This window comes from Streptomyces sp. NPDC005551 (assembly GCF_042871785.1).
In the GTDB taxonomy this organism is placed as follows: domain Bacteria; phylum Actinomycetota; class Actinomycetes; order Streptomycetales; family Streptomycetaceae; genus Streptomyces.
In genome coordinates this window covers 212,773-225,310 of the sequence record NZ_JBIAJE010000011.1, presented here as the reverse complement: position 1 = coordinate 225,310, position 12,538 = coordinate 212,773, and the positions used below count along the sequence as shown (strand labels likewise).

The window sequence follows — 12,538 nt, the reverse complement described above, 5'->3', positions numbered from 1 at the left end:
TACGGCGAACGGGTCGGCAACTCCAACCTCTTCCCGGTCGTCGCCGCCCTGGAGCTCAAGTACGGCAAGAAGGTCCTGCCCGAGGGCAGGCTGCGGGAGATGACCCGGATCTCCCACGCGATCGCCGAGGTCGTCAACCTCACCCCCTCCACGCACCAGCCCTACGTCGGCGTCTCGGCCTTCGCCCACAAGGCGGGCCTGCACGCCTCCGCGATCAAGGTCGACCCGGACCTCTACCAGCACATCGACCCCGAACAGGTCGGCAACACCATGCGGATGCTCGTCTCCGACATGGCCGGCCGCGCCTCCATCGAGCTCAAGGGCAAGGAGCTGGGCGTCGACCTCGGCGGCGACCGCGAACTCGTCGCCCGCGTCGTCGAGCGCGTCAAGGAACGCGAACTCCAGGGCTACACCTACGAGGCCGCCGACGCCTCCTTGGAACTCCTGCTGCGCGAGGAGGCCGAGGGCCGCGCCCCCCGCTACTTCCGTGTCGAGTCCCGGCGGGCCATCGTCGAGGACCGCCCCGACGGCACCCACGCCAACGAGGCCACGGTCAAGCTGTGGGCCAAGGGCGAGCGGATCATCGCCACCGCCGAGGGCAACGGCCCCGTCCACGCCCTGGACCGCGCCCTGCGTGTCGCCCTGGAGAAGATCTACCCCCAGCTCGCCAAGTTCGGGCTGGTCGACTACAAGGTGCGCATCCTGGAGGGCAGGCACGGCACGTCCTCCGCCACCCGCGTCCTGATCTCCACCACGGACGGCCGGGACGAATGGTCCACGGTCGCCGTCGCCGAGAACGTGATCGCCGCGTCCTGGCGGGCCCTGGAGGACGCGTACACGTACGGTCTGCTGCGGGCGGGCGTCCAGCCGCTCCCGTAGCGCGCCGCGGGGGAGGGGCCGTGAAGGCCTTCGGCAGGCCCCCGCGCCGGACCGGCTCCCTCGCCCCGGTGTGCCGGTCCGGCAAGTGCCCTGATGCGACCGGCACTTCGCGCCGCGCGCCCGGCGACTGGCCGGGACGCCTCCTCGTGAACCCCCATGGCGCCACGTGGTGCCACCTGACGTCGTTCGGCTCCGCCTACGCCTCCTGAAGACTCGTGGTGCCACGATGGCCCGGACCGCCCTCGCCGCGTTGACGCAGGTCAGAAGATCGTCCCGAAAGTCCCTCGCTCACACGGCGCCAGACGGCTTGCGTGTGGCACCACCGTGGTGCAATGATGGTGCCATGGATCTCACGCCGTATGTCGACACCCTCCGCCGCGAACTCGCGGTGGCCGCCGAAGCCGGCGGTGACGAAGCCCGCGAGCTGGCCGAGCGGCTCACCGTTCCCCTGGAGTCGGCGACGCGGCTGACCCTGCTCAACGTGCTCTCCGCCGCGATGGACGAGATCACCCGCGAACTCGCCCCCGGCTCGGTCGACGTACGGCTGCGCGGGCTCGACCCCGACTTCGTGGTGACCCTGCCGCCCACCGACGGCGGCGCCCCCGCGGAGCCGGCCGCACCCGCCGAGGCGTTCCGCGCATCGGCCCCGGCCGAGGGCGACGAGGGCGGCACCGCCCGCGTCAACCTGCGGCTGCCGGCCCACCTCAAGGCGCGCGCCGAGGAGGCCGCGAGCCGCGAGGGCCTGTCGGTCAACGCGTGGCTGGTGCGGGCCGTGTCGGCCGCGGTCGACGGCGGCACCCGGCCCCGTACGACGGAGAAGGCCAAGAGCGTCGGACAGAGCTTCACCGGCTGGGTCCGCTGAGCGCGGCCCGCCCGCACCGATTCACCCACACCACGTCCCACCAGCGGGGACGCCCTGAGAACCCAAGAGGACGGGGCAGCCATGCCTTCTTTCGACACTCCCGCAGCGATCTCCGTGACGGCACACGTGGACGCCGGCTCCATCCAGTTCACCGCGGGCGAGCGCACCGACACGGTCGTCGAGGTGCGCCCCCGCGACCCGAAGAAGGACCTGGACGTGCGGGCCGCCGGCCAGACCGCGGTCGCGTACAGCGCCGGCGCACTGACCGTCAGGACACCCAAGTCCAACCTGTTCGGCCGCACCGGCACCGTCGACGTCACGGTCGAACTGCCCGCGGGCTCGCGCCTGGACATGACCGGCGCCTGGGTCCAGGTGCTCGGCGAGGGCCGGCTCGGCGAGGTCCGCGTGAAGACCTCCTCCGGTGACGTCCGCCTCGACACCACCGGCCCGCTGCATCTGAAGGCATCGCACGGATCGATCACCGTCGACCGGGTCGAGGGCGCCGCCGACATCACCACCAGCTCCGGCAGCGTGCGCGTCGGCCTCCTCGACGGCCCCGCCGTCCTGAAGAACTCGCACGGCACCACCACCGTCGGCGCCGCGACCGGCGAACTGCGGGTCAGCGGCGCCAACGGCGACATCGACATCGCCCGCGCCGAGGACTCGGTCACCGCCACCACCGCCCACGGCACCCTGCGCGTCGGTGACGTCGCCCGCGGCACCGTCCAGTTGGAGACCTCCTACGGCGCCATCGACGTCGGCGTCCGCGAGGGCACCGCCGCCTGGCTCGACGTCAGCTCCGGTTCCGGGCAGGTGCGCAACACGCTCACCGTGTCCGAGAGCGGAGAGGCGACCGAGGACACCGTCAAGGTCCGCGCCCGCACCCGGCACGGCAACATCGACATCCGCCGCGCCAAGGCCTGAGCACCGGCTCGGTCCGCCGCGCCAAGACACGAGTACGACCTGCTTCAGCCGCGCCGAGGCCTTGAGCGCCACCCGCACCCATCGCGCCGGGCCTTGAGCGCCACCCGTTTCAGCCGCGCCAGGGCCTTGAGCGCCACCCGTTTCAGCCGCGCCAGGGCCTTGAGCGCCACCCGTTTCAGCCGCGCCGAGGCCTGAGCGCCACCTGCATGCGCCGAGCCGGGGCCTTGAGTGCCCCTCCTCAACCGGCCCCACCCACAGCCCACTTCACCCTTCGAACGGAGGGCTCCATGCCTTCTTCTGTCATGCCCATGTCCAAGCAGGGTGACGGCCACCCGCAGCCGCCGGCCGCCGTCTCCACCACCGCTCTGCGCAAGTCGTACGGCGACAAGACCGTCCTGGACGGCATCGATCTGCACATCCCGGCCGGGTCCGTGTTCGCCCTGCTCGGCCCGAACGGCGCCGGCAAGACCACCGCCGTCAAGATCCTCTCCACCCTCATCACCGCCGACGGCGGCCGGGCACAGGTCGCGGGCCACGACATCGCCACGTCACCGGACGGGGTACGCGCCGCGATCGGTGTCACCGGACAGTTCTCCGCCGTCGACGGCCTGATCACCGGCGAGGAGAACATGCTCCTCATGGCGGACCTGCACCACCTGCCCAGGCAGGAGGGCCGCCGCGTCACAGCCGAGCTGCTGGAGCGCTTCGGCCTCACCGAGGCCGCGAGGAAACCCGCCTCCACCTACTCCGGCGGCATGAAGCGCCGCCTGGACATCGCCATGACGCTGGTCGGCAACCCCCGGATCATCTTCCTCGACGAGCCGACCACCGGCCTCGACCCCCGCTCCCGCCACACCATGTGGGGAATCATCCGCGAACTCGTCACCGGCGGCGTCACCGTCTTCCTCACCACCCAGTACCTGGAGGAGGCCGACGAACTCGCCGACCGCATCGCCGTCCTCCACGACGGCAGGATCGCCGCCGAAGGCACCGCGAAGGAACTCAAGCGCCTCGTCCCGGGCGGACACGTGCGGCTGCGCTTCACCGACCCGGCCGCCTACCAGCAGGCCGCCGCCGTGCTGCACGGGGCCGCCCGTGACGACGAGGCGCTGTCCCTGCAGATCCCCAGCGACGGCACCCAGCGCGAACTGCGCTCCGTCCTCGACCGGCTCGACACCGCCGGCATCGAGGCCGACGAGCTGACCGTGCACACCCCCGACCTCGACGACGTGTTCTTCGCCCTGACCGACAACACCCTGCCCCACCAGCCCAAGGAGACCGGCCGATGAGCGCCCTGTCCCTCGCCGTCCGCGACTCGAACACCATGCTGCGCCGCAACCTGCTGCACGCGCGGCGCTACCCCTCCCTCACCCTGAACCTGCTGCTGACGCCCGTCATGCTGCTGCTGCTCTTCGTCTACGTCTTCGGCAACGCGATGAGCGCGGGCATCGGCGACGGCGCCGACCGCTCCGACTACATCGCCTACCTCGTGCCGGGCCTGCTGCTGATGACCGTCGGCTCCACCACGGTCGGCACCGCGGTGTCCGTCTCCAACGACATGACCGAGGGCATCATCGCCCGCTTCCGCACCATGGCCGTCCACCGCGGCTCCGTGCTCGTCGGACACGTCGTCAGCAGCGTCCTGCAGTCGGTCATGAGCGTGGTCCTCGTCGGCGCCGTCGCCGTGGCCATCGGCTTCCGGTCCACCGACGCCACCGTCCTGGAATGGCTCGCGGCCTTCGGCCTGATCACGCTGTTCTCCCTGGCACTCACCTGGATCGCCGTCGGGATGGGCCTGGTCAGCCCGAGCGCCGAGACCGCCAGCAACAACGCGCTGCCGCTGATCTTCCTCCCGCTCATCTCCAGCACCTTCGTCCCCCTGCACTCCATGCCCGGCTGGTTCCAGCCGGTCGCCGAGTACCAGCCCTTCACCCCCGCCATCGAGACCCTGCGCGGACTCCTCCTCGGCAGCGGGATCGGCCACCACGGGTGGCTCGCCCTCGCCTGGTGCGCCGGCCTCGCGGCGCTCGGCTACTTCTGGTCCGCCTCGAAGTTCAACAGCGACCCCAAGTAGCCCGGCTGGCGGACCTCGCCCGCTTCCTGGACCCTGCGGAGCAAGGCCCTCTGGTCCCGCACCAGTTGATCGATACGGGTCTGCAGGTGCGCCATCTCCGCGGCCGGGTCCACCGGGCGGGGACGCCCTGCCGCCGGCGTGGGGGAGTGGTGGAGGATCGCCTCCATGCGGCACCGCAGGGCCGGGCCCGGCTCGACGCCGAGCAGGGTGACCAGATGGCGGCGCGCGCGTTCGTAGACGCCGAGCGCCTCCGCCTGCCGGCCACTGCGGTACAGGGCGGTCATCAGCAGGTCGTAGAAACGCTCGCGCAGCGGGTGGTCGGAGGTCAGCCGTTCCAGGTCGCAGGTGATCTCGGCGTATCTGCCGCAGTTCAGGCTCGCCTCGTACAGGGACTCGAGCGCGGACAGGCGCTGCTCCTCGAGGCGGTCCGCCTCGGCCGTGCAGATGGGGCCGTGGCGGCTGTCCTGCAGGGCCAGGCCCTGCCACAGCGACAGGGCCTGGCCCAGGAGTTCGATCGCGTACCGGGGGTCGTCGGGGACCGCGGCCCTGCCCTGGCGGGACAGGCGGGTGAAGCGCTCCACGTCGGTCGAGGCGTGGCCCAGGGCCAGCAGGTATCCGGTGGGCAGGGTGCTGATCCAGGCGTGGCCCGGGGCGGGCAGCAGCCGGCGCAGCCGGGCGACGTGGGCCTGGAGGGCGTTCGGTGCGTTGGCGGGGGGCCGGTCGCCCCACAGCTCCTCCACCAGGCGGTCCACGGGCAGGCGTTCGCCGGCGTGGATGACCAGGGTGGCGAGCAGGGCCCGCTGCTTGGCGCCGGAGGGCGCGATCCCGGACCCGGTCGCCCCGTTGTGCACGACCACCGGGCCGAGCAGCCGGAACTCGGTCGACCTGCCGCGCACCGGGGCCGGTGCGGCGAGACCGAGGACGCTCACCGCGTCGTCCGGGACGGTGCCCTGCCCAGCAGCAGGGCGCGGCGCACGTCGTCCTGGATCCGCCCGGCGACCTCCGGGAGCCGGTCCTGGTAGTAGAAGTGGCCGCCGTCGAACAGGTGCAGGCCCAGGAAGTGCTCGGAGGCGGCCGCCCAGCCGTCCAGCCGCTCCGGCGGCGCCACGTGGTCGTGGAGGCCGCCGAACACCGACAGGGGCACGGGCAGCGGCGCGGCGAGGGGCCGGGTGCGCCAGGTCTCGCTGATCCGCAGGTCCGCGCGGATGGTCGGCCGGAACAGGTCCCACAGTTCCTCGTGGTCCAGGACCGAGGACGACGTGCCGCCCATCGCCACCAGTTCCCGGCGCAGGTCCTCGTCGGACAGCAGGTGCCGGCGGGTGGGGTCCCCGTCGGGGTGCAGTGTGCCGCGTGCGGACACGCCGAGCCAGACCGGCGGTGTGCGCCCCTGGTCGATGAGCAGGCGGGTCAGTTCGTACGCGACGAGACCGCCCATGCTGTGACCGAAGAACGCGAAGCGGCCCGTCAGCCGGCTGTCCAGCTCGTGCAGGAAGTACTCGAGCAGAGCGCCCGTGTCGCTCAGCGCGGGACGCCTGTCGCCGGGACCGCGGCCCGGCGCGTCGGGGACCTGCACGTCCCAGCCCGCCGGGAAGCAGGACAGCCAGTCGCGGTACATCCGATGCGAGCCGCCGGAGTGGTGGAACACGAACAGACGCAGCTGAGGCTCTTCGGCCTGCGGCATGGCGACTCCATCGGCGAGACACTCCGGCGCCCGGCCCAAGGACCTGGATCCCGGAAGCAGGGGTAGGGAGTTGGACGATAGCCGCCCGGCAGCCACCCCGGCCGCCGGTTCGAGCGGGTCTCCAAGTGCCCTGCACGCGTTCTCGAGCGTCCGCCCGCCGACGGGGCCCGCCCGCGCGCGGGGTCTTCGTGCCCGGAAGGCTCAGGCGGCGTGGCAGAGTGCCGCGGGGGCGGCCGGCGCCGAGGCCCGGGCCACGGCCGCGAGCACGGGAGGGGCGGCGGGCCCGGTGGCCGCGGCCCGGGAGCGGCCCCGGGCGAAGACGACCAGGCGCAGAACCGCGAACCGTGCGACGCCGGCGAGCGCGGAGGCGGACAGGTAGACGGCCTGCTCGAGCACCGCGCCGGGCGCCGCCACCAGCAGCTGCAGGACGGACATCGCCAGGCACGTCACCGCGTACGCGGCCGTCGCGGACCCGGCCGACTGCACGTGCTGGCGCCGGGTCGCGCGCCGGCCCGCGCCGAAGGTGAAGCGGGCGTGCAGTTCGGTGGCCAGCAGCGTGGAGGCCGCGGTGATCACGGCGTTGGCAAGCGCCCAGGTCATCCAGGAGGAGAGGGCGGCCACGGCGAAGCTGGAGGCGAGCCCCACCCCGCCGCCGCACAGGACGAAGCGGGCGAAGGCGGCGAACGCGCCGGGTGCCGTCTGCTGCTGGCTCCGTGCTGTCTCCATGATCCGCCCCTTTTGCCGGCTCACCCCGTGAACGCGCACCTCTCAGGCTGCGAAGCCGGGGGAGTGCGCTGTGGACGACACCAGCATGGCACACAAGTGGTGTCGTGTGGAGTCTTTTATGTGCCACCCCGGCTGCCCATGGCGCTGTGGAGTCAGGAGTCCGGAACATTCAGGCCATAGCGGCTCGTTGCTTTGCCGGCTTGACCTTTTCGGGTGTGGCCCGACAGGTAAATGACCTGCGGTTTTACGGATCGTCTCAGGTCGGCACACTCGTCACGGCCTGCACATGGCGCAGATCGAGTCGCCGTGGCGCCACTTGTGTGCCATGATGGGGCCACGAAATCGGAGCGGCGCCGGGCACGGCGGCGTACGACCTAGAAGGAGCCCCCCATGTCGGTCACCCTCAACGACCAGGACAAGACCACCCTGTGAAGTCCTCGGTGGGCAACCTCGGCGGCAAGTCCACCGCCGAACTCGCCGACCGCGTCCTGCCCGCCCTGACCGCCGCCGTACAGCTGCTGAAGAAGCAGGCACCCGAAGAAGCCGACAACTTCCGCGCCACCGTCCTGGTCGCCGTCGACGCCTCCACCCAGGCCCACAAGAACCAGCCCTCCCCCGCCCAGACCGCCATGACCCACAAGATCACCCAAGCCCTCGACGCCGCCTGACCCACCACCAGCCGACACAGCCCCCACTCCGGCCGCCGGCACGGACACCGCCGCACCTGCGCGCGCGGCCCCGGGCCCGGCCCGGGCCACCTGTGCGGCGCGGCCGAGGCCGCCGCAGGTCCGCCCCGCCGGCGACCGTGGCCCCCACGAGAGGAAAGCCTGATGACCCAGACGCCCTCCACCCCCCACAGCCTGCCCATGGAGCGCGACGCGGGCCCCTTCGATCCGCCCCGCGACATCACCCGGCTGCGCGAGGAACGCCCCGTCAGCCCCATGGTCTTCCCCGACGGCCACAAGGGCTGGCTGGTCACCGGCTACGACGCGGCCCGCCGGCTCCTGGCCGACACCCGCTTCAGCTCCCGCCAGGACATCGGCCCCCTCCACATCCCGTACGAGGTCCCCGGCATGCCCGCCGTCACCGAACCCTCCCCCCAGGTGCCGGGCCTGTTCATCAGCATGGACCCGCCGGACCACACCCGGCTGCGGCGCATGCTCACCGGCGCCTTCACCGTCAAACGCCTGAAGGAACTCGAAAGCCGCATCACCGACATCGCCGAACGGCAACTGGAGGAGATGACGCGCCTGACCCCGCCGGTCGACCTGGTCAAGGAGTTCGCGCTGCCGGTACCCCTGCTGGTGATCTGCGAACTGCTCGGTGTCCCCTACGAGGACCGGCACAGCTTCCAGACCAACACCGCCACGTTCATGGAGAAGGACGTGGACCTCGAGAAGAAGATCGCCGCCTACACCGGCCTGACCACCTACCTCGGCGAACTGGTCACCGGCAAACGCGCCGCCCCCGGCCAGGACATCCTGTCCGACCTGGCCGCCCGCGAGGACCTCACCGTCGAAGAACTGACCGGCATCGCCTTCCTGCTGCTGCTCGCGGGCCACGAGACCACCGCCAACATGCTGGGCCTGGGCGCCTTCGCGCTCCTGGAGCACCCCGAGCAGGCGGCCGAACTGCGCGCGAACCCCGACCTGATCCCCGACGCCGTCGAAGAACTCATGCGCTACCTCTCCGTCGCCGACATCTTCTACCGCTACGCCACACAGGACATCGAACTCGGCGGCGAGACGATCGAGCAGGGCTCCACCGTCGTCGTCTCCCTGCTGGCCGCCAACCACGACCCCGCGCACTTCGACAACCCCGACACCCTGGACATCCACCGCAAGGCCCGCGGCCACCTGACCTTCGGCCACGGCATCCACCAGTGCCTGGGCGCACAACTGGGCCGACTCGAGATGCGCGCCGGCTTCGCGGGACTGCTGCGCCGCTTCCCGACCCTCGAACTCGCCGTCCCCGCAGGCGAAGTGAGGCTCAGGACCAACATGAACATCTACGGCGTCCACGAACTGCCGGTCACCTGGACCGAAACGGCTCCCTGACCCCGGAACCGCACCGGACGGGGCCGGAACCGGCCGGGGCGCCCTCCGGACAGCGCCCCGGCCGCCCGCCGCCCGCCGGTCAACTGCCGTGCGGGCCGGGGAAGGTGATGGATCGGATGATCCACCGCCGATAGGCTCCACGTCGTGCCGACGGCGATCCGCCGGGCCGATCCGCCACGTGACGGGAGGTGCCGACATGACCAGCAAGTTCACCGAGCTGGCGATCGACTGCGCCGATCCCCGCGCCCTGGCCCGATTCTGGTGCTCGGTCCTCGGCTACGAGGTGCAGGACGAAGAGGACGGGCTCGTCACCATCGGCTCCCCGGCGGTTCCGGAAGGCAGGAACCGCCCGGGCCCGGTGCCGCCGACGCTGACGTTCGCGCGCGTGCCCGAGGGCAAGACCGTCAAGAACAGGCTCCACATCGACGTCAACCCGACCGACAGGGAACAGGGCGAAGAGGTCCGCCGCCTCCTCGGCCTGGGAGCCCGCCACGCCGACGTCGGCCAGAGCGGCGACGAAAGCTGGGTCACGCTCGCCGACCCGGAGAACAACGAGTTCTGCGTCCTGGCAAGCCGCCGCCCCTGACCGGACGCATGCCGGTGCACTGTGTGTTTGCCGCCCGCACATGGGGTACTTGCGGCTGGGTACGGCATATCCACCGTCCTGGGAGGTATCACATGGGCAAGCTGGGTGACATGGCGAACAAGGCCAAGGACATGGCGAAGAGCCACCCGGACCAGGCCGACAAGGGTGTGGAGAGCGCCGAGCGGATGGTCGATGAGCGTACGGGCGACAAGTACGACGCCCAGACCGACAAGGCCGCCGACGCCGCACGCCGCTCCTACGGAAGCGACGGCACGACGCAGCGCTGACACCCCACCGAGCCCGAGCCCGCCCCCGGCACCTTGCGCCGGGGGCGCTCGTCGCAGCAGATGTGCCGGGCGGCTCGCGGCGGGGCCCGCGGACCGTCTCCGGACGGGACGTCGGCGGGGCCGTCACCAACACCCCGGCCACGACCGATGAGTTTCTCCCCCGTCCGCGGTCATGGATCATGGTGGGTACGCGGCAGCCGTGGACGCGGCAGAAGCGCGCCTTCCGGACCTGCCGAGAGCCGGCGACGCGAGACATCGAGGAACTTCACATGCGTACCCTGATCAGTACCGCCTTCATCTCCCTCGACGGCGTCGTGGAGGCGCCGGGCGGCGAGCCCGGTTACCGGAACGCCGGGTGGACCTTCAAGGACATGGAGTTCCTTCCCGAGGCGTTCGAGATCAAGGGCCGGGAGCAGCAGGAAGCCGCGGCGATGATGATGGGCCGGGTCAGCTACGAGGCGTTCAGCCCGGTGTGGCCCGGCATGGAGGACTTCGCCGACTACAAGGTGATGCCGAAGTACGTCGTCTCCACCACCCTCGCCGAGGAGAACCTGGTGACGAACTGGGGCGAGACGACGATCCTGCGCTCGCTCGACGAGGTCGCCGCGCTGAAGGAGACCGAGGGCGGCCCGATCATCGTGCACGGCAGCGCCGCCCTGAACCAGAGCCTCTCCGACGCCGGCCTCATCGACCGCTACCACCTGCTGGTCTTCCCGCTGCTGCTCGGCGCGGGCAAGCGCCTGTTCAGCACCACGGACAAGGACACCCAGAAGCTGAAGCTCGTCGAACACGAGGCGTACGCCAACGGCCTCCAGAAGAACGTCTTCGACGTCGTCCGCTGACGCGACGGCTCCCGGCGAGCCCACCCGGTCAACAGTGATCGATGGCTGAGCACACAACGCAAAAATGCCCAACCTATCGATTCCATCCCGACAATTTCAGCCAAGTTCTGGCCGCCGGGCAGATCGAATGCGCGTATCCGGACGCCCCAACGGCCCCATTGATCCCCTCATTATTCGAAGCCGAAGCCGGTTCGAATTGAAGGTCCGACTGGTATTATTTCCGTTTCGATCATAAAAAAATCGAGTGCGGATACCACGGCTGGGGGACCAATGGCGGACGCGCGTGATCTTTTAGGCCGGCTTCCGGCGGCCGGACCCACCCGGACGGCCAACCGCAGGAAAGTACTGCTCGCCGTGGCGATCAAGTCCGGAACCCAGGCCGACATCGCGCACCGCACCCTGCTCTCGCAGGCCACGGTGTCGGCCTCGGTGCGCGAACTCGTGGCGGCCGGACTCGTGCCCGGCCTCAAGGAACGCGGCAAGGTCTGCCTGTCGCCGGTGCACGACGTCGGCGTGGGAGTGCACCTCGGGTTCAACCACACGACCGTGGTCGCCCGCAGACTCGACAAGGAATTCGACCAGGTGACCTCGCGGGTCAGCTCGGAAGGCGTCAGCCGGGGCTGGCACCGGGCTCTCCCCGAGGTCAGGCAGATGATCGACGAAGCGATCGAGGGAACGGGACGGCAGCGGTCCGACGTGTTCTCCCTCGGCATCGCCGTCCCCCGGATGATCCACCCGCGCACCGGCGACTTCACCCCGCCGGTCCTGCCTCCCTGGCGAACGGGCGACGACCCCGCGAAGGACCTGGGCTCGTGGCTGGGCGTGCGCGGCTTCATCGACAACGACGCCAACCTCGGCGCCCTGGCGGAACAGACCTACGGCACACGCGAGAACGCCGAAACGGTGGTCTACGTGAAGGCGTCGACAGGTGTCGGCGCCGGGATCATCGTGCACAACGTCGTGCTGCGCGGCCACGGCGGCATGGCCGGGGAGCTGGGGCACCTCACCGTGGACCCGGACGGCGCGGTCTGCCAGTGCGGCGGACGCGGCTGCCTGGAGACGGTGATCGGCGCCGACGCGCTGATCGCGCAGGTCCGCGCCGCGCGCGCCCGCAACAGCGCGCCCGCACCGGAGACGCTGGAGCAGGTCATCAGTTCCGCCAACGGGCAGGACGCGGTCTGCATGCGGGTGATCCACGACGCCGGAAGACGCCTTGGCCACTCCCTGGCCCAGTTGTGCAACCTGCTCAACCCCGACCTCGTCGTCATCGGCGGTCAGCTCGCCCAGTGCCCGCTCCTGCTGGAGGGCTGCAACGAGTCACTGCGGCGTTTCGCGCTGCCCGGCGCCGTCGCCGAAAGCTCCGAGTTCACCCTCGCCCTCAGCCAACTGGGCACCCAGGCCGAAGCGCAGGGTGCCCTCGTCCTGGGACTCCGCGGCAAGGAGGACGCGGGCAGCTCCTGAGACCCGCGAAGGGACAGCCCCCGGGGACGCTCGACAGTCCGGCTCCCTCCCCGCACCGTCCCAGCTTCGATATGACGGCAATGGTCCCCGATTCACCGCCGTGCCTCTTCAAATGAGTGAGCGGCATACGTCGAATGAGTCCGCGCAGAGCTCGCGGAC

At 71.0% G+C, this 12,538-nt stretch carries 14 protein-coding genes; 11 read left to right on the top strand and 3 right to left on the bottom strand.

What is annotated here, in order from left to right:
* The 5 genes from ACFYP4_RS29575 to ACFYP4_RS29555 form a co-directional block, all read left to right on the top strand.
* Positions 1-879, top strand: an 879-nt coding sequence (locus ACFYP4_RS29575) for an alpha-isopropylmalate synthase regulatory domain-containing protein (RefSeq protein WP_388789511.1), incomplete at its 5' end; no start/stop codon positions are given.
* Between the two features lie 343 nt (positions 880-1,222).
* On the top strand, positions 1,223-1,741 hold the full coding sequence (locus ACFYP4_RS29570) for a hypothetical protein (RefSeq protein WP_358855997.1): 519 nt from the start codon (positions 1,223-1,225) through the stop codon (positions 1,739-1,741).
* Between the two features lie 81 nt (positions 1,742-1,822).
* Positions 1,823-2,665, top strand: coding sequence for a DUF4097 family beta strand repeat-containing protein (locus ACFYP4_RS29565; protein ID WP_358855996.1), 843 nt, complete (start codon positions 1,823-1,825; stop codon positions 2,663-2,665).
* 287 nt (positions 2,666-2,952) lie between these two features.
* Entirely contained in the window at positions 2,953-3,954 is a 1,002-nt protein-coding gene (locus ACFYP4_RS29560; RefSeq protein ID WP_388789507.1) for an ATP-binding cassette domain-containing protein, read from the top strand.
* On the top strand, positions 3,951-4,739 hold the full coding sequence (locus ACFYP4_RS29555; RefSeq protein WP_358855994.1) for an ABC transporter permease: 789 nt from the start codon (positions 3,951-3,953) through the stop codon (positions 4,737-4,739). Before ACFYP4_RS29560 ends, ACFYP4_RS29555 begins: the two co-directional genes overlap by 4 nt.
* Here ACFYP4_RS29555 and ACFYP4_RS29550 read toward each other — a convergent pair.
* The 3 genes from ACFYP4_RS29550 to ACFYP4_RS29540 all read right to left on the bottom strand — a co-directional run bounded on the left by ACFYP4_RS29550 (position 4,697) and on the right by ACFYP4_RS29540 (position 7,146).
* Positions 4,697-5,668 carry a BTAD domain-containing putative transcriptional regulator gene (locus ACFYP4_RS29550; RefSeq protein ID WP_388789504.1) on the bottom strand — a complete coding sequence of 324 codons (972 nt, stop codon included), beginning with the start codon at positions 5,666-5,668 and terminating at the stop codon, positions 4,697-4,699. The two genes, ACFYP4_RS29555 and ACFYP4_RS29550, sit on opposite strands and share 43 nt — an antisense overlap.
* Positions 5,665-6,420, bottom strand: a complete 756-nt coding sequence (locus ACFYP4_RS29545; RefSeq protein ID WP_358855992.1) for an alpha/beta fold hydrolase — start codon at positions 6,418-6,420, stop codon at positions 5,665-5,667. Before ACFYP4_RS29545 ends, ACFYP4_RS29550 begins: the two co-directional genes overlap by 4 nt.
* 201 nt (positions 6,421-6,621) lie before the next feature.
* The gene (locus tag ACFYP4_RS29540; RefSeq protein ID WP_388789501.1) at positions 6,622-7,146 is read right to left on the bottom strand and encodes a hypothetical protein; all 525 of its coding nucleotides are present in this window, start codon (positions 7,144-7,146) and stop codon (positions 6,622-6,624) included.
* A gap of 428 nt (positions 7,147-7,574) precedes the next feature.
* Between ACFYP4_RS29540 and ACFYP4_RS29535 the strand changes: the two genes are divergently transcribed.
* The 6 genes from ACFYP4_RS29535 to ACFYP4_RS29510 all read left to right on the top strand — a co-directional run bounded on the left by ACFYP4_RS29535 (position 7,575) and on the right by ACFYP4_RS29510 (position 12,379).
* Positions 7,575-7,814 carry a hypothetical protein gene (locus ACFYP4_RS29535; RefSeq protein ID WP_388789498.1) on the top strand — a complete coding sequence of 80 codons (240 nt, stop codon included), beginning with the start codon at positions 7,575-7,577 and terminating at the stop codon, positions 7,812-7,814.
* A 162-nt stretch (positions 7,815-7,976) separates the two neighbouring features.
* Positions 7,977-9,203, top strand: coding sequence for a cytochrome P450 (locus tag ACFYP4_RS29530; RefSeq protein ID WP_358850630.1), 1,227 nt, complete (start codon positions 7,977-7,979; stop codon positions 9,201-9,203).
* Positions 9,204-9,399: 196 nt separating this feature from the next.
* Entirely contained in the window at positions 9,400-9,789 is a 390-nt protein-coding gene (locus ACFYP4_RS29525) for a VOC family protein (RefSeq protein WP_358850629.1), read from the top strand.
* A gap of 92 nt (positions 9,790-9,881) precedes the next feature.
* Positions 9,882-10,076, top strand: a complete 195-nt coding sequence (locus ACFYP4_RS29520) for an antitoxin (protein WP_358850628.1) — start codon at positions 9,882-9,884, stop codon at positions 10,074-10,076.
* 269 nt (positions 10,077-10,345) lie between these two features.
* Positions 10,346-10,918: a dihydrofolate reductase family protein gene (locus ACFYP4_RS29515; protein ID WP_358850627.1), complete on the top strand. Its 573-nt coding sequence runs from the start codon at positions 10,346-10,348 to the stop codon at positions 10,916-10,918.
* 270 nt (positions 10,919-11,188) lie between these two features.
* Positions 11,189-12,379 (top strand): ROK family transcriptional regulator, encoded by a 1,191-nt coding sequence (locus ACFYP4_RS29510; RefSeq protein ID WP_388789494.1) that lies wholly within the window; start codon positions 11,189-11,191, stop codon positions 12,377-12,379.
* Positions 12,380-12,538 lie beyond the last annotated feature (159 nt).